The organism is Alistipes sp. AF14-19 (assembly GCF_003461645.1).
Taxonomy (GTDB): domain Bacteria; phylum Bacteroidota; class Bacteroidia; order Bacteroidales; family Rikenellaceae; genus Alistipes; species Alistipes shahii.
The window spans coordinates 25,525-38,716 of sequence record NZ_QTXM01000015.1 but is presented as its reverse complement, the minus strand read 5'-3'; the positions used below and the strand labels follow the sequence as shown (position 1 = coordinate 38,716).

The 13,192-nt window shown below is 55.6% G+C and carries 23 protein-coding genes; 21 read left to right on the top strand and 2 right to left on the bottom strand.

The annotated features are described in order from the left end of the window. Positions 1-2 precede the first annotated feature (2 nt). From rpmC to rplQ, 21 genes are all read left to right on the top strand, one after another. Positions 3-194: a 50S ribosomal protein L29 gene (gene rpmC / locus DWW03_RS12245; RefSeq protein ID WP_015547054.1), complete on the top strand. Its 192-nt coding sequence runs from the start codon at positions 3-5 to the stop codon at positions 192-194. Positions 195-205: 11 nt separating this feature from the next. Beyond that, on the top strand, positions 206-460 hold the full coding sequence (rpsQ, locus tag DWW03_RS12240; protein ID WP_009597655.1) for a 30S ribosomal protein S17: 255 nt from the start codon (positions 206-208) through the stop codon (positions 458-460). A gap of 2 nt (positions 461-462) precedes the next feature. Next, positions 463-828, top strand: coding sequence for a 50S ribosomal protein L14 (gene rplN, locus DWW03_RS12235; RefSeq protein WP_015547056.1), 366 nt, complete (start codon positions 463-465; stop codon positions 826-828). A 20-nt stretch (positions 829-848) separates the two neighbouring features. Continuing rightward, positions 849-1,169, top strand: coding sequence for a 50S ribosomal protein L24 (gene rplX / locus DWW03_RS12230; protein WP_022061020.1), 321 nt, complete (start codon positions 849-851; stop codon positions 1,167-1,169). Next, a complete protein-coding gene (gene rplE / locus DWW03_RS12225; protein ID WP_044054316.1) occupies positions 1,169-1,729 on the top strand; it encodes a 50S ribosomal protein L5 in 561 nt (186 codons plus the stop codon). The genes rplX and rplE overlap by 1 nt, the downstream gene beginning before the upstream one ends. Before the next feature lie 3 nt (positions 1,730-1,732). Then, the gene (gene rpsN / locus DWW03_RS12220) at positions 1,733-2,029 is read left to right on the top strand and encodes a 30S ribosomal protein S14 (protein ID WP_044054318.1); all 297 of its coding nucleotides are present in this window, start codon (positions 1,733-1,735) and stop codon (positions 2,027-2,029) included. A 780-nt stretch (positions 2,030-2,809) separates the two neighbouring features. Then, positions 2,810-3,208 (top strand): 30S ribosomal protein S8, encoded by a 399-nt coding sequence (gene rpsH, locus DWW03_RS12215; protein ID WP_044054319.1) that lies wholly within the window; start codon positions 2,810-2,812, stop codon positions 3,206-3,208. A gap of 25 nt (positions 3,209-3,233) precedes the next feature. Continuing rightward, positions 3,234-3,821 carry a 50S ribosomal protein L6 gene (gene rplF / locus DWW03_RS12210; protein ID WP_044054321.1) on the top strand — a complete coding sequence of 196 codons (588 nt, stop codon included), beginning with the start codon at positions 3,234-3,236 and terminating at the stop codon, positions 3,819-3,821. 16 nt (positions 3,822-3,837) lie between these two features. Further along, positions 3,838-4,200, top strand: a complete 363-nt coding sequence (gene rplR, locus DWW03_RS12205; RefSeq protein WP_044054323.1) for a 50S ribosomal protein L18 — start codon at positions 3,838-3,840, stop codon at positions 4,198-4,200. A 6-nt stretch (positions 4,201-4,206) separates the two neighbouring features. Beyond that, positions 4,207-4,725 (top strand): 30S ribosomal protein S5, encoded by a 519-nt coding sequence (gene rpsE, locus DWW03_RS12200; RefSeq protein ID WP_015547063.1) that lies wholly within the window; start codon positions 4,207-4,209, stop codon positions 4,723-4,725. A gap of 14 nt (positions 4,726-4,739) precedes the next feature. After that, a complete protein-coding gene (rpmD, locus tag DWW03_RS12195; protein WP_022061021.1) occupies positions 4,740-4,991 on the top strand; it encodes a 50S ribosomal protein L30 in 252 nt (83 codons plus the stop codon). A gap of 25 nt (positions 4,992-5,016) precedes the next feature. Next, positions 5,017-5,463, top strand: a complete 447-nt coding sequence (rplO, locus tag DWW03_RS12190; RefSeq protein ID WP_015547064.1) for a 50S ribosomal protein L15 — start codon at positions 5,017-5,019, stop codon at positions 5,461-5,463. Between the two features lie 22 nt (positions 5,464-5,485). Continuing rightward, entirely contained in the window at positions 5,486-6,862 is a 1,377-nt protein-coding gene (gene secY, locus DWW03_RS12185) for a preprotein translocase subunit SecY (protein ID WP_044054326.1), read from the top strand. 31 nt (positions 6,863-6,893) lie between these two features. After that, positions 6,894-7,670, top strand: coding sequence for a type I methionyl aminopeptidase (map, locus tag DWW03_RS12180; RefSeq protein WP_118406801.1), 777 nt, complete (start codon positions 6,894-6,896; stop codon positions 7,668-7,670). A 6-nt stretch (positions 7,671-7,676) separates the two neighbouring features. Beyond that, positions 7,677-7,895, top strand: a complete 219-nt coding sequence (infA, locus tag DWW03_RS12175) for a translation initiation factor IF-1 (protein WP_015547066.1) — start codon at positions 7,677-7,679, stop codon at positions 7,893-7,895. Positions 7,896-7,913: 18 nt separating this feature from the next. After that, complete coding sequence (gene ykgO / locus DWW03_RS12170; RefSeq protein ID WP_010262443.1) at positions 7,914-8,030, top strand: type B 50S ribosomal protein L36; 117 nt, start codon at positions 7,914-7,916, stop codon at positions 8,028-8,030. A gap of 37 nt (positions 8,031-8,067) precedes the next feature. Then, a complete protein-coding gene (gene rpsM / locus DWW03_RS12165) occupies positions 8,068-8,448 on the top strand; it encodes a 30S ribosomal protein S13 (protein ID WP_015547067.1) in 381 nt (126 codons plus the stop codon). A 13-nt stretch (positions 8,449-8,461) separates the two neighbouring features. Beyond that, positions 8,462-8,851, top strand: coding sequence for a 30S ribosomal protein S11 (rpsK, locus tag DWW03_RS12160; protein ID WP_015547068.1), 390 nt, complete (start codon positions 8,462-8,464; stop codon positions 8,849-8,851). Between the two features lie 50 nt (positions 8,852-8,901). After that, positions 8,902-9,510 (top strand): 30S ribosomal protein S4, encoded by a 609-nt coding sequence (gene rpsD / locus DWW03_RS12155; protein ID WP_015547069.1) that lies wholly within the window; start codon positions 8,902-8,904, stop codon positions 9,508-9,510. Between the two features lie 23 nt (positions 9,511-9,533). After that, positions 9,534-10,526 carry a DNA-directed RNA polymerase subunit alpha gene (locus tag DWW03_RS12150; protein WP_044054329.1) on the top strand — a complete coding sequence of 331 codons (993 nt, stop codon included), beginning with the start codon at positions 9,534-9,536 and terminating at the stop codon, positions 10,524-10,526. A 2-nt stretch (positions 10,527-10,528) separates the two neighbouring features. Further along, positions 10,529-11,134: a 50S ribosomal protein L17 gene (rplQ, locus tag DWW03_RS12145; protein WP_015547071.1), complete on the top strand. Its 606-nt coding sequence runs from the start codon at positions 10,529-10,531 to the stop codon at positions 11,132-11,134. A gap of 216 nt (positions 11,135-11,350) precedes the next feature. Here the strand turns inward: rplQ and DWW03_RS12140 are convergent, their stop codons facing one another. Both DWW03_RS12140 and DWW03_RS12135 read right to left on the bottom strand, forming a co-directional pair. Beyond that, a complete protein-coding gene (locus tag DWW03_RS12140; RefSeq protein WP_015547072.1) occupies positions 11,351-11,815 on the bottom strand; it encodes a MaoC family dehydratase in 465 nt (154 codons plus the stop codon). Positions 11,816-11,950: 135 nt separating this feature from the next. Continuing rightward, complete coding sequence (locus DWW03_RS12135) at positions 11,951-13,141, bottom strand: PHP domain-containing protein (protein ID WP_015547073.1); 1,191 nt, start codon at positions 13,139-13,141, stop codon at positions 11,951-11,953. Positions 13,142-13,192 lie beyond the last annotated feature (51 nt).

The following is a 13,192-nucleotide window of genomic DNA, read 5'->3' as shown; positions in this document are numbered from 1 at the left end:
ACATGAAAAGTGCAGAAATCAAGGATATTTCGACAAAGGACCTGCAGGAGCGCATCGAGACCGAAAAGGCCCAGCTCGCGAAGCTGAAGGTGCAGCACGCGGTGTCCCCCGTCGAGAACCCGTCGATCATTAAGAAGAACCGCAGAGATATAGCTCGCATGCTGACCGTTCTGCGTCAAAAAAACGCTAAATAACGAGAACAACTATGGAAAGAAATCTTAGAAAAGAGCGTATCGGTGTGGTTGTCAGCAACAAGATGGAGAAAACCATTGTGGTTGCAGTAGCACGTAAGGTGAAGCATCCTATCTACGGTAAGTTCGTGAACAAGACGACCAAGTTCGTGGCCGAGTCGCTCGACGAGACCTGCAAGGAGGGCGATACCGTACGCATCATGGAAACCCGCCCGCTGAGCAAAACGAAGCGTTGGAGATTAGTACAAATCATTGAAAGAGCTAAGTAGTTATGATACAACAGGAAAGTAGACTCATTGTAGCTGATAACAGCGGTGCGAAGGAGGTCCTCTGCATCCGGGTGCTCGGCGGCACGAAGCGTCGCTATGCATCCATCGGCGATAAGATCGTCGTGGCTGTCAAGAGCGCGGCTCCCTCGGGCGATGTCAAGAAGGGCGCCGTGTCGAAAGCCGTAGTCGTGAGAACCACGAAGGAAATCAGACGTGCCAACGGTTCGTACATTCGTTTCGACGACAACGCCGTGGTGCTGCTTAACAACCAGGGTGAAATGCGCGGTACTCGTATATTCGGCCCCGTAGCTCGCGAGCTGCGCGACCAGTATATGAAGATTATCTCCCTCGCACCCGAAGTATTGTAATCATAAAAACTATTTCGGATATGTCAAAATTACATATTAAGAAAGGGGATCAGGTTCAGGTTATCGCCGGTGACAGCAAAGGCCAGACGGGCAAAGTCCTGAAGGTCGAGGTTTCGAAGCAGCGCGCCATCGTCGAAGGTGTGAACCTCTGCAAGAAGGCCACGAAGCCCAATGCGCAGAACCCCCAGGGAGGCATCGTCGAGAAAGAGGCTCCGATTCACATTTCGAACCTCATGCTCATCGACCCCAAGTCGGGCAAACCCACCAAGGTCGGCCGCAAGACGGATGCAAAAGGTAAATTAGTTCGTTTCGCTAAAAAGTCAGGGGAGGAGATCAAATAATGGCATACGTACCTACACTCAAGACAAAATATAAGGAGCAGATCAAATCTGTCCTTATGAAGGAGTTCGGTTACACGAGCATTATGCAGTGCCCGAAGCTCACGAAGATCGTAATCAACCAGGGTATGGGCCAGGCTGTCGCCGATAAGAAACTCATCGACGTGGCCGAAGCCGAACTGACGCAGATCACCGGTCAGAAGGCCGTTCAGACCCGCTCGCGCAAGGACATTTCGAACTTCAAGCTGCGTAAGGGCATGCCGATCGGCGTGCGCGTGACGCTGCGCGACACGAAGATGTACGAGTTTCTGGAGCGTCTGATCGCTGTCGCTCTTCCCCGAATCCGGGATTTCAAGGGTATCAACGAGAAGTTCGACGGCCAGGGCAACTACACCCTGGGCATCACCGAGCAGATCATCTTCCCGGAGATCGACATCGACAAGATCACCAAGATCTTCGGCATGGAGATCACGTTCGTAACGACGGCCAAAACTGACGAGGAGGCTTACGCCCTGCTCCGCGAGTTCGGTCTTCCTTTCAAAAACGCTAAAAAGAATCAATAAGCTATGGCAAAAGAATCTATGAAGGCCCGCGAGGTGAAGCGTGCGAAACTCGCAAACCGCTATGCTCACAAGCGCGAGGAGATCGCTGCCAAGGTGAAGAGCGGTGAGATGGATCACGAAGAGGCATGGCAGGCGCTTGCGAAGCTGCCCCGCAACTCGAATCCCATCCGCCAGCACAATCGCTGCAAGATCACGGGTCGTCCCAAGGGCTACATTCGCCTGTTCGGCATCAGCCGTATCCAGTTCCGCGAAATGGCCTCGAAGGGGCTGATCCCGGGCGTTACGAAAGCCAGCTGGTAGCAGCCGCAGGTGCGGGGAGGGGCGAGCGTGCGACCGCCTGAAACCCGCAGATCCTGCGATTCTGAATAAAAGTTCCGTTTTCCGGAAGGTGAGGAGCCTGTGGAGAGCGAGTCTCTCGGAAGGAAACGGGGCCGATAGGGGTGTTCAGCCCGTGTAGATACGTCACAGTGTCGGGGAAAGTGCCGCCGCAAGCGGTAACTTCCCGATATGTGGGGCGTAACGAGGGGTTGGGCGCTTGGTTACAAATTTCTCGGACCAGGGGCCGGAAGGTTGATGCCGTGGCTGCGTGAGCGGAGGGCGGATGCTGGAAGGTTTAGCCGAAGGGACAATGCGGAAGTTGCGCAATGCGGCGGAAGCGGGGACTTTCAGGCTGCCGGAACGGAGGGACGAAACGGGGCTGCGTAGGGCGGTCCGTGTGGCGTTCCGAAGGGCGGGAATCGGGACCAGGGTGCGGCGAATGCCGTGCCGGAGGAACCGAAAGACTGTCGCCGAAAGGGAATTTTGTGCGGATACATGTTAGCAACATCGGGTGCTAACATTGTCTGCGTTCCGGAGGCAGGGCTAAAATCGCTAAAAATCAGGCGATAACTTGGCTGTTTGGGAAATAATGCGTATATTTGCGCGCTTTAGGCCCTCGCGTGCGTATGCGGGTGGGGTTGCCGGCAAGAAAAGGGGTGGGGCTAATATCCTGAACCTCAAAGAAATAAAAACAAAGGGCTGCCGTGAAATATCGAAGGCCCAGCTAATTAACTAATTTTTAATTTTTAACTTCTATTCGTTATGACTGATCCTATTGCGGACTTTCTGACCAGAATTAGAAACGCGGTGAAAGCCAACCACAAGGTGGTTGAAGCTCCCGGTTCAAAAATTAAGCAGGAGATGACCAAGATCCTCTATGAGCAGGGTTATATTCTCGCTTACAAATTCGACAAGGACGAGAAAGGTCATCCGTCGATCAAAATCGCTCTGAAGTGGGACCCCGCCACCAAGACCAACGCCATCAAGGACCTTAAGCGCGTAAGCCGCCCGGGTCTGCGCCGCTATGCGTCGGTTTCGGACATGCCCCGCGTTTTGAACGGCCTGGGCATCGCCATCGTTTCCACGTCGAAAGGCATCATGACCGACGCCAAGGCCCGTCAGGAGAACGTGGGCGGCGAGGTGCTGTGCTATATCTACTAATCGCAAATCATTAAAGAACAACACAATGTCAAGAATTGGTAAATTACCTGTAAACCTGCCGGCCGGCGTTACCGTGGAGGTAGCTGCCGACAACACGGTAAGCGTGAAAGGGCCACTCGGGACGCTGAGCCAGAAAGTTGACTCGGACATCAAGGTAGAGGTCGGCACGCACACGGACGTTCACACGGGCAAGGAAGTTCCCGCCGTTCTGGTGACCCGTCCCACCAACCAGCCCCGCCACCGTTCGCTGCACGGGCTGTACCGCGCGCTGATCAACAACATGGTTGTCGGCGTGTCGAAAGGCTATGAAATCAAACAGGAACTCGTCGGCGTCGGCTTCAAGGCCGAGGTCAAGGGCCAGGTGCTCGAAATGAGCCTCGGCTACTCGCACGACACGCATTTCCTGCTGCCCAAGGAGGTGACCGCCACGGCCGTTACCGAGAAAAAGGGCAACCCGATCGTAACCTTCAAGTCGATCGACAAGCAGCTCATCGGCCAGGTTGCCGCGAAGCTCCGTTCGCTGCGCAAGCCGGAGCCGTACAAGGGCAAGGGTATCAAGTTCGTCGGCGAGCAGATCCGTCGCAAGGCCGGTAAATCAGCAGGTGCTAAATAGTAAATAGTCTGAAGTTATGTCATTGAACAAGATAGAAAGAAGAGAGAGGATCAAGATGCGTATCCGCAAGATCGTGAGCGGAACGCCTTCACAGCCTCGCATGACTGTATATCGTAGCAACAAGCAGATCTACGTACAGTTTATCGACGACCTCGCAGGTGTTACCCTGGCTACGGCTTCCTCGCTGGACAAGGAGGTTGCGGAAGCAGCCGCCGGCAAGAACAAGTGCGAAGTCGCCGCCCTGGTAGGCAAGCTGGCCGCCGAGCGCGCCGTTGCCAAAGGCATCAGCGAAGTAGCCTTCGACCGCAACGGCTACCTGTATCACGGAAGAGTTAAACAGCTGGCCGAAGCAGCACGCGAAGGCGGACTTAAATTCTAAGCGATTATGTCAAATACCAACATAAAGAAAGTACGCACGAGCGATCTCGAACTCAAGGACCGTCTCGTCAGCATCCAGCGCGTTACCAAGGTTACGAAGGGTGGCCGCACGTTCAGTTTCTCGGCCATCGTCGTCGTCGGCAACGAAGACGGCGTCGTGGGCTACGGCCTGGGTAAGGCTTCGGAGGTTCAGTCGGCCATCGCCAAGGGCGTGGAGGACGCAAAGAAGAACCTGGTGAAGATTCCGGTTATCAACGGTACGATCCCCCACAAGCAGGAGTCGCGTTACAGCGGTTCGCTCGTGATGATTCGTCCGGCCGCTCCCGGTACGGGTGTCATCGCCGGCGGTGCCATGCGTGCCGTTCTGGAGTCGGTGGGCATCAAGAACGTGCTTGCCAAAAGCAAGGGCTCTTCGAATCCCCACAACCTGGTGAAGGCGACCATCGGCGCACTGTGCGAGCTGCGCGATGCCCACAGCATCGCCCGCGTGCGCGGTATCTCGATGGACAAGGTGTTTAACGGTTAATTCTCAAGAAGAACATGGCAAGATTGAAAATCACCCAGGTCAAAAGCCGCATCGGCTCCACGGAGCGTCAGTGCAAGAACCTTGACGCGCTGGGTCTGAAAAGGATCAACGCGAGCGTCGAGCACGACGACTCGGTGATCATAAAAGGTATGATTGCGCGCGTGAAGCACCTCGTGAAGGTCGAGGAAGTAGCCCCCGCCAAGAAGGCTGCCCCCAAGGCCAAGAAAGCCGAGGTCAAGGAGGAGGCTGCACAGGCCGCAGAATAAGTTTAACAGCTAACGGACTATAACAATGGAACTCAATAATCTCAAACCCGCAAAGGGTTCAACGCATCACGATAAACGGATCGGCCGCGGTGCAGGTTCGGGCCACGGCGGCACGGCTACCCGTGGACACAAGGGTGCACAGTCGCGTTCGGGTTACTCGCGCAAGCTCGGCTTCGAGGGTGGCCAGATGCCGCTTCAGCGTCGCCTCCCCAAGTTCGGTTTCACGAATCTGAAACGAGTTGAATTCAAGGCCATCAACCTCTCGACGCTCGAGGAGCTGGCAGCCAAGAAATCGCTCACGGAGGTTACGGTCGACACGCTCATCGCCGCAGGTTTCATCTCGTCGAACGACAAGGTGAAGATCCTGGGCAACGGCACGATTTCGAAGGCGCTCGCCGTCAAGGCGCATGCGTTCTCGAAGAGCGCCGAGGCGGCCATCACGGCAGCCGGGGGCAGCGTCGAAAAACTGTAAGCAACCTTAGAACCCAAAAATTATGAATCAGTATCTCGTTGTTGGTGTCGTCTTTTTGGTGGTAATCGCTCTTTTGGCGACCAACAAGAAATTGGTAGAAACGCTCAAGAATATCTACAAGATCGAGGAGCTTCGCAAGCGTGTCATTTACACGATCGGGCTTCTGCTGGTCTACCGCTTGGGTAGTTTCGTCGTGATTCCGGGCATCAACCCCAACGCCCTGGGCGAGGGTTCGGCGTATGCCAGCCAGCTGGAAGGCAACGGACTTCTGGGTCTGTTGGACGTCTTCTCCGGCGGTGCGTTCGGCAACGCCGCTATTTTCGCGCTCGGAGTCATGCCGTACATCACCGCCTCGATCATCATCCAGCTCATGGGTATGATGGTTCCGTATTTCCAGAAAATGCAGAAGGAGGGTGAGAGCGGCCGCCGCAAGATGAACCAGTGGACACGCTTCCTGACGATCGGCGTGCTGATCCTGCAAGGTCCGGCGTACATCGCCAACCTGTACCATCAGATGCCCACTGCGTTCGTTTACGGCAATTCGTTCGGCTTCGTTGCCTATGCGACGACGATCCTGATCGCCGGAACCATGTTCATCATGTGGCTGGGCGAGAAGATCACCGACAAGGGTATCGGTAACGGTATCTCGCTGATCATTATGATCGGTATCGTGGCACGTCTCCCGCACGCGCTGTTGGCCGAGGTCAACGCCCGCTTCCAGACTGCCTCGGGTAGCGCCATCATGCTGATCCTCGAGCTGGTGCTGCTGTTCCTTGTCTTCATGGCAACGATCGCTCTGGTACAGGCGGTCCGCAAGGTCCCTGTACAGTATGCAAAGCGTATCGTCGGTAACAAACAGTACGGCGGCGTACGTCAGTACATTCCGCTGAAGATGAATGCCGCGAATGTGATGCCTATCATCTTCGCGCAGGCTCTGATGTTTATTCCGGCGCTGTTCTCCGGTACGGCCTTCGCGGCTGCTTTCAGCTCGATGACCGGTTTCTGGTACAACTTCACGCTTGCAGTGCTGGTAATCGCCTTCACCTACTTCTACACGGCGATTATCATCAACCCTCAAATGATGGCCGATGACATGAAGCGAAACGGCGGCTTTATCCCGGGAGTGAAACCGGGTAAGCAGACCGTGAACTACATCGACACCATCATGACGCGTATCACCCTTCCGGGTTCGTTCTTCCTGGCGATCGTGGCGATCCTGCCCGCGCTGGCGATGAAGTTCCTGGGCATCCAGCAGTCGTTCGCCTACTTCTACGGAGGTACGTCGCTGCTGATCATGGTCGGTGTGGTACTCGACACTCTGAAGCAGATCGAGAGCTACCTGCTGATGCGCCATTACGATGGTCTGATGAAGACCGGACGTATTCAGGGTCGTCATTAGGAGTTTTTCCGAAGAGTTCTTAAGCGAAGAAATGATCTATTTAAAGACAGACGAGGAGATAGAGCTGCTCCGGGAGAACAACATCCTGGTGTCGGAGACGCTGGCGGAAGTGGGTCGCCACATCCGTCCGGGCGTCACCACCAAGGAGTTGGATTCGATTGCCGAGGATTTCATCCGCGCGCACGGAGCAGTTCCCGCCTTCCTCGGGTATCAGGGATTTCCCGCTTCGTTGTGTATATCGGTAAACGAACAGGTGGTTCACGGTATCCCATCCTCGAAATGCGTTCTCAAAGAGGGCGACATCGTTTCGGTCGATTGCGGTACGTTTATGAAGGGGTTTGTTGGTGATTCGGCATATACGTTTGCCGTTGGCGAGGTTGCCGGGGAAGTTAGGCAGCTGATGGACGTCACCAAAGAGGCTCTTTATAAAGGTACGGCGCAGGCCAAAGCCGGCAACCGCGTAGGCGACGTGTCGGCAGCCGTGCAGGAGTACGCCGAAAGTTTCGGCTACGGAGTCGTGCGCGAACTGGAGGGACACGGACTGGGTCGGAAAATGCACGAAGACCCCGGTGTTCCCAATTACGGCGCACGCGGCAGAGGACCGCTCCTGAAGGAGGGCATGGTCATCTGCATCGAACCCATGATCAACATGGGGACCAAAGCGGTGGTTTTCGAACGGGATGGCTGGACGGTCCGTACGCGGGACCACAAACCGGCGGCGCACTACGAGTTCGCCGTTGCGGTCCGCAAATCGGGACCCGATGTCCTGACGGACTTCAGTATCATCGAAAAGGCAATAAACAATTAAGACTCTATGGCAAAACAAACTGCTATTGAAAGGGACGGGACGATTATCGAGGCGCTGTCCAACGCGATGTTCCGCGTCGAACTGGACAACGGCCACATTCTCACGGCCCATATCTCGGGAAAGATGCGTATGCACTACATCAAGATCCTTCCCGGAGATAAAGTAAAAGTGGAGATGACGCCCTATGACCTTACGAAGGGACGTATATCTTTCCGGTACAAATAATTAGATTGCTTGAAAATCATGAAAGTTAAAGCATCCATCAAGAAAAGAAGCGAGGATTGCAAGATTGTGAAGCGTAAAGGCAAACTTTATGTCATTTGCAAAAAGAATCCCAAGTTTAAAATGCGCCAGGGGTAATGTTTTTTAAACAAGTCAAAAAAGAAAAAGAATTTATATGGCACGTATAGTCGGTGTAGATTTACCGAAAAACAAAAGAGGCGAGATCGGCCTGACCTATATCTACGGTATCGGTCGTTCGACGGCTCGTAAGATTCTCGAGACCGCTGGCATCAGCTACGATCTCAAAGTACAGGATTGGTCGGACGACCAGATCGGTGCGATCCGTTCGACGATCGCCGACCTGGGTCTGAAAGTCGAGGGCGAATGCCGTTCGATGGTCCAGCTGAACATCAAGCGCCTGATGGACATCGGCTGCTACCGCGGCATCCGTCACCGTCTGGGTCTTCCCGTCCGCGGTCAGTCGACCAAGAACAACGCGCGTACCCGCAAGGGCCGCAAGAAGACTGTCGCAAACAAGAAAAAGGCAACGAAGTAATCTTTAGAGAATTATGGCAAAGAAAACTGGAACAGTTAAGAAAAAGGTTGTTAAGGTCGGTGCGCTGGGCAATGTCTATGTACACTCCACTTTCAACAACGTAATCATCACCATCACCAACGAGGTGGGCGATGTCATCAGCTGGTCGTCGGCCGGCAAGATGGGCTTCCGTGGTTCGAAGAAGAATACTCCGTATGCAGCACAGACCGCTTCGGCGGATTGCGCCAAGGTCGCTTACGACATGGGCCTGCGCAAGGTGAAGGTTTATGTGAAGGGTCCGGGTGCAGGTCGCGAGTCGGCCGTGCGCACGATCCACGGCGCCGGTATCGAGGTGATGGAGATCATCGACGTTACGCCGCTGCCGCACAACGGCTGCCGTGCTCCTAACCGCCGCCGCGTATAATTCAGGCACAGGTTAAGGATAATTTCAAGGTTTTAAAAAAAGACAGAACAATGGGAAAATATATAGGACCTAAATCGAAAATCGCCCGTAAATTCGGCGAAGCTATCTATGGTGCGGATAAGGTGCTCGAAAAGCGCAACTATCCTCCCGGACAGCATGGTCTGGCGCGCAAGCGCAAGAAAGTGTCGGAGTACGGCACGCAGTTGAGCGAGAAGCAGAAGGCGAAGTACACGTACGGCCTGCTGGAGAAGCAGTTCTCGCGCACCTACGAGCAGGCTGCCCGCATGGGCGGTATCACGGGTGAGAACCTGCTGAAGCTGCTGGAGTGCCGCCTGGACAACGTCGTTTACCGCTTGGGTATCGCCCCGACGCGTGCGGCTGCCCGCCAGCTCGTTTCGCACTGCCACATCTGCGTGAACGGCAGCGTCGTGAACATCCCCTCGTACTCGCTGCGCGCGGGTGACGTGGTGTCGGTTCGCGAGAAGTCGAAGAGTCTGGAAGTGATCTCGGCATCCCTGGCCGGCTCGTCGAAGAGCCGCTACGCCTGGTTGGAGTGGGACAACGCCTCGATGAGCGGCCGTTTCCTCCAGAAACCCGAGCGTGAGGAGATCCCCGAGAACATCAAGGAGCAGCTCATCGTCGAGTTGTACTCGAAGTAGTAATCAAAACAAATTCACCTATTATGGCAATATTAGCATTCCAGAAACCTGAGAAGGTTATTATGCTTGAATCCACTTCGTCGTTCGGGAAGTTCGAATTCCGACCGCTGGAGCCCGGATTCGGTATGACTGTCGGTAACGCTTTGCGTCGTATTCTGCTCTCTTCGCTGGAGGGTTACGCAATCACGACTGTCAAGGTAGCCGGTGTCGATCACGAGTTTGCCGCTATCCCCGGTGTGATGGAGGATATGTTGAACATCATCCTCAATCTGAAGCAGGTTCGTTTTATCCGCACAGTCGATAATCAGGATGCCGAAAAAGTATCCATTAACGTTGCGGGTGTTACGGAGCTGACTGCCGGATATATCTCGAATTACCTGTCGTTCTTCAAGGTCCTCAATCCCGACCTGGTGATCTGTCACCTGGCCCCGGGAACGAAGATGCAGATGACGCTCACGATCGGCAAAGGCCGCGGCTACGTGCCTGCCGAGGAGAACGCTCCCGCTGAAAGCGAGTTCGGAACGCTTCCGATCGACTCGATCTTCACGCCCATCAAGAACGTGAAGTACTCGATCGAAAACTACCGCGTCGAGCAGAAGACCGACTACGAGAAGCTGAATTTGGAAATTACCACCGACGGGTCGATTCACCCCAAAGAGGCTCTGAAAGAGGCCGCAAAAATTCTCATCCAGCACTTCATGCTCTTCTCCGACGAGAAGATCACCGTCAACATGGAAGACACGAACGGTGCCGAGGAATTCGATGAGGATGTACTCCACATGCGTCAGCTGCTGAAGACGAAGCTCTCGGATCAGGACCTTTCGGTCCGCGCCCTGAACTGCCTGAAGGCCGCCGATGTCGATACGGTGGGGGACCTCGTGAAGCTGAACCGCAACGACCTGCTGAAGTTCCGCAACTTCGGCAAGAAGTCGCTGACGGAGCTGGACGAGTTGCTGACCTCGCTCAACCTGAAGTTCGGTATGGACGTATCAATCTACAAACTTGACAAAGATTAATTATGAGACACAATAAGAATTTCAACCACCTGGGCCGTCAGGCAGGCCACCGCAAGGCCATGCTGTCGAACATGGCCACGTCGCTGATCCTGCACAAACGCATCGAAACGACGGTTGCCAAGGCCAAGGCCGTTCAGCGTTTCGTGGAGCCTCTGGTCACCAAGTCGAAGGAGGACACGACGCACTCGCGCCGTATCGTATTCTCGTACCTGAAACAGAAAGAGGCCGTTACGGAGCTGTTCCGTACGATCGCGCCGAAGATTTCGGAGCGTCCGGGCGGTTACACCCGCATCCTGAAGACCGGTTTCCGTCTGGGCGATGCTGCCGACATGTGCATCATCGAGTTCGTTGACTTCAACGAGCCTTACACGCTGGGTATCGCTCCCGCAGCTGCTTCGGAGGCAAAACCGAAGACGCGCCGTTCGCGCAAGTCGGCCGCCAAGGCTACCGACGCCGTCGAGGAGGCTACCGTCGTCGAGGGCGAGGCTAAAAAGGCCGCACCCAAGAAGGCTGCCGCCCCGAAGAAGCCCGCAGCGCCGAAGGCCGCTTCGGCCAAGGCTGCGGCTCCGAAGGTTGCGAAGAAGACCAATGTGGGCAAAAAAATGTAGCCTTTTGGATTTGTAAGCGGATATTCCCGCACATCCTAAACAAAACCCGAATGGGACGTCCGTCAGGACTACCCATCCGGGTTTTTTATTACGATGCACGAAAAATCGGTTTCGGCTTATGTCGTGCTTGAAGCCTTTCGCCTGCAATCGAAAATCGCCGCAACAAAAACAGGGACTGTGTAAACAGCCCCTGTTTAATTTACGATCCGTTTGGCGCTATTGGAAATGATAGAGAAACACGACCGTCGCATCGAGGGCCGTTTTGGGGCTGTCCTTGATTTCGAGCGACACCTTGATCTCCGCCTTGGCGATGCCGCGGAGGTTTGCGAGCGACACCAGCGAGGCGCGCAGCCGGACTGCGTCGCCTGCCAGCACAGGCCGGTTGAAGCGCAGTTTCTCGATGCCGTAGTTGACCAGCATCTTCACGTTGTTGACCTCCAGAATTTGTCCCCAGAGGTAGGGGAGCACCGAAAGGTTCAGGTAGCCGTGCGCAATGGTCGATTTATAAGGGCTTTCCGTCCGGGCGCGCTCCGTGTCCACGTGAATCCACTGGTGGTCGAGCGTGGCGTCGGCGAAAAGGTCGATCTGCTCCTGCGTGATCGTCAGGTAGTCGGAAACACCCAGCTCCTGACCTATGTGCTGGGCGAATTCGTTGAAATTGTTGATGATTAACCGGCTCATGTCGTTTTGTTATGTGCTGTAAATATACGAAAAAAGTTTGTTCCGGCCGCATTCGGCCCGTTTTTGAACATCTTTGCGGAGGGCATGGAAATCCCCGGCCGTCGACGGGCCGGGGATTTTTTAACGGGTGCGGGATTACAGATTGATCTCGATCCGGGGATGATCCTTCTCGGAGTACCACATGTTTTCGACGGTGACGTCGAGCGGCTTGTCACGTCCTACGGTGGTCATCAGCGTCGAGAACGGCTTGAGCACGACGGGATTCTGCCCCGGGAAGCGGAGGACGTACTCCACCGAACTGCCGTTCGTGAGGCTTACCGTGCGGCGGCCGTTGCTCGGGTCGGTGTGGAGCACCTTTGTCCGGACCGATGCCGTGAAGAGGTCCTTCAGCAGCTGTTCGTCGCCCGCTATCGTGCCGAACGAATAGGCCAGCGTGCGGCGCGCTTCGAGCGCCTCGCGCAGCGCTTCGAGCGAGTTGTTCCGGGCGAAGATCAGCGTCATGTTGCGGCTGTGGCCCTGAAGCCGGTAGGTCTCGGCCGTCGCATCGTGGATGTCGGTATTCGCCGACACGAACAGTTTGCGGGCGTGGGCGCGTGCGATGGCTTTGGGGTAGAACTCTGCGCCGTTCATAATTTCGATGCCGTCGATCAGCCCTTCGCCGTAGGCTTTGACTTCGAACTCGGGGTGTTCGAGGCTCTTGCGCCGCCAGCCCGGATGGTTGTGCATCACCAGCGCCCCCTGCGCCTTGGCGTTGCGGAGCGATTGCAGGGCGTCGGTGGCGTAGAGGGAGTTGTTGTCCGTGGTGAAAAGGGCGTTGTAGTGGCCGTAGGCGATCGGTTCGCGGGTGATCTCGGCGCCGGGAATGATCGTCAGACCGTATTTTCGGGCGGTCTCCCGGGCCAGTTTCACCGGGAGGTTCAGATCCGACTGGATGCCCCGTTCGTCGGCGCTCCTCCGGATGATGTTGTTGTTTATGGCCTCCGTACCTTCGGGAACGTAGCCTTTGAGGAAGTTCAGCATCTTGCCTTCGTGGCGGCGGTATTCCACGTGTTCGGTGATCGCCAGCACGTCCAGGCCGTCGTACCACGCTTCGCGGACGCGGAATTCGGGCGTGCAGTCGCCGTCGGAGTAGACCGAGTGGGTGTGCAGGTCGGCTTTGTAGACGTTGTAGCCGTTCACCTCGGGCAGTATGAATTCCGCGCGCTGTGCGGCGATGCGCCCGGTGTGGCGCGTGATGTCGGGATTGTAGGCGTCGGTGTAGTAGCCTTGCGCGCTTGCGGCGCATGCCGCCGAGAGTGCGGCGGCGAGAAACAGCAGTTTTTTCATGGTGTCGTAGTTATGGTTGGGAAATCCGGGTCGGATAAAGAGACAGAGGCC

What these genes read in the sequence shown, in the direction of transcription:
- rpmC (WP_015547054.1), top strand. Translation starts at nt 3, where the DNA reads ATGAAAAGTGCAGAAATCAAGGATATTTCGACAAAGGACCTGCAGGAG.
- rpsQ (WP_009597655.1), top strand. Translation starts at nt 206, where the DNA reads ATGGAAAGAAATCTTAGAAAAGAGCGTATCGGTGTGGTTGTCAGCAAC.
- rplN (WP_015547056.1), top strand. Translation starts at nt 463, where the DNA reads ATGATACAACAGGAAAGTAGACTCATTGTAGCTGATAACAGCGGTGCG.
- rplX (WP_022061020.1), top strand. Translation starts at nt 849, where the DNA reads ATGTCAAAATTACATATTAAGAAAGGGGATCAGGTTCAGGTTATCGCC.
- rplE (WP_044054316.1), top strand. Translation starts at nt 1,169, where the DNA reads ATGGCATACGTACCTACACTCAAGACAAAATATAAGGAGCAGATCAAA.
- rpsN (WP_044054318.1), top strand. Translation starts at nt 1,733, where the DNA reads ATGGCAAAAGAATCTATGAAGGCCCGCGAGGTGAAGCGTGCGAAACTC.
- rpsH (WP_044054319.1), top strand. Translation starts at nt 2,810, where the DNA reads ATGACTGATCCTATTGCGGACTTTCTGACCAGAATTAGAAACGCGGTG.
- rplF (WP_044054321.1), top strand. Translation starts at nt 3,234, where the DNA reads ATGTCAAGAATTGGTAAATTACCTGTAAACCTGCCGGCCGGCGTTACC.
- rplR (WP_044054323.1), top strand. Translation starts at nt 3,838, where the DNA reads ATGTCATTGAACAAGATAGAAAGAAGAGAGAGGATCAAGATGCGTATC.
- rpsE (WP_015547063.1), top strand. Translation starts at nt 4,207, where the DNA reads ATGTCAAATACCAACATAAAGAAAGTACGCACGAGCGATCTCGAACTC.
- rpmD (WP_022061021.1), top strand. Translation starts at nt 4,740, where the DNA reads ATGGCAAGATTGAAAATCACCCAGGTCAAAAGCCGCATCGGCTCCACG.
- rplO (WP_015547064.1), top strand. Translation starts at nt 5,017, where the DNA reads ATGGAACTCAATAATCTCAAACCCGCAAAGGGTTCAACGCATCACGAT.
- secY (WP_044054326.1), top strand. Translation starts at nt 5,486, where the DNA reads ATGAATCAGTATCTCGTTGTTGGTGTCGTCTTTTTGGTGGTAATCGCT.
- map (WP_118406801.1), top strand. Translation starts at nt 6,894, where the DNA reads ATGATCTATTTAAAGACAGACGAGGAGATAGAGCTGCTCCGGGAGAAC.
- infA (WP_015547066.1), top strand. Translation starts at nt 7,677, where the DNA reads ATGGCAAAACAAACTGCTATTGAAAGGGACGGGACGATTATCGAGGCG.
- ykgO (WP_010262443.1), top strand. Translation starts at nt 7,914, where the DNA reads ATGAAAGTTAAAGCATCCATCAAGAAAAGAAGCGAGGATTGCAAGATT.
- rpsM (WP_015547067.1), top strand. Translation starts at nt 8,068, where the DNA reads ATGGCACGTATAGTCGGTGTAGATTTACCGAAAAACAAAAGAGGCGAG.
- rpsK (WP_015547068.1), top strand. Translation starts at nt 8,462, where the DNA reads ATGGCAAAGAAAACTGGAACAGTTAAGAAAAAGGTTGTTAAGGTCGGT.
- rpsD (WP_015547069.1), top strand. Translation starts at nt 8,902, where the DNA reads ATGGGAAAATATATAGGACCTAAATCGAAAATCGCCCGTAAATTCGGC.
- DWW03_RS12150 (WP_044054329.1), top strand. Translation starts at nt 9,534, where the DNA reads ATGGCAATATTAGCATTCCAGAAACCTGAGAAGGTTATTATGCTTGAA.
- rplQ (WP_015547071.1), top strand. Translation starts at nt 10,529, where the DNA reads ATGAGACACAATAAGAATTTCAACCACCTGGGCCGTCAGGCAGGCCAC.
- DWW03_RS12140 (WP_015547072.1), bottom strand. Translation starts at nt 11,815, where the DNA reads ATGAGCCGGTTAATCATCAACAATTTCAACGAATTCGCCCAGCACATA.
- DWW03_RS12135 (WP_015547073.1), bottom strand. Translation starts at nt 13,141, where the DNA reads ATGAAAAAACTGCTGTTTCTCGCCGCCGCACTCTCGGCGGCATGCGCC.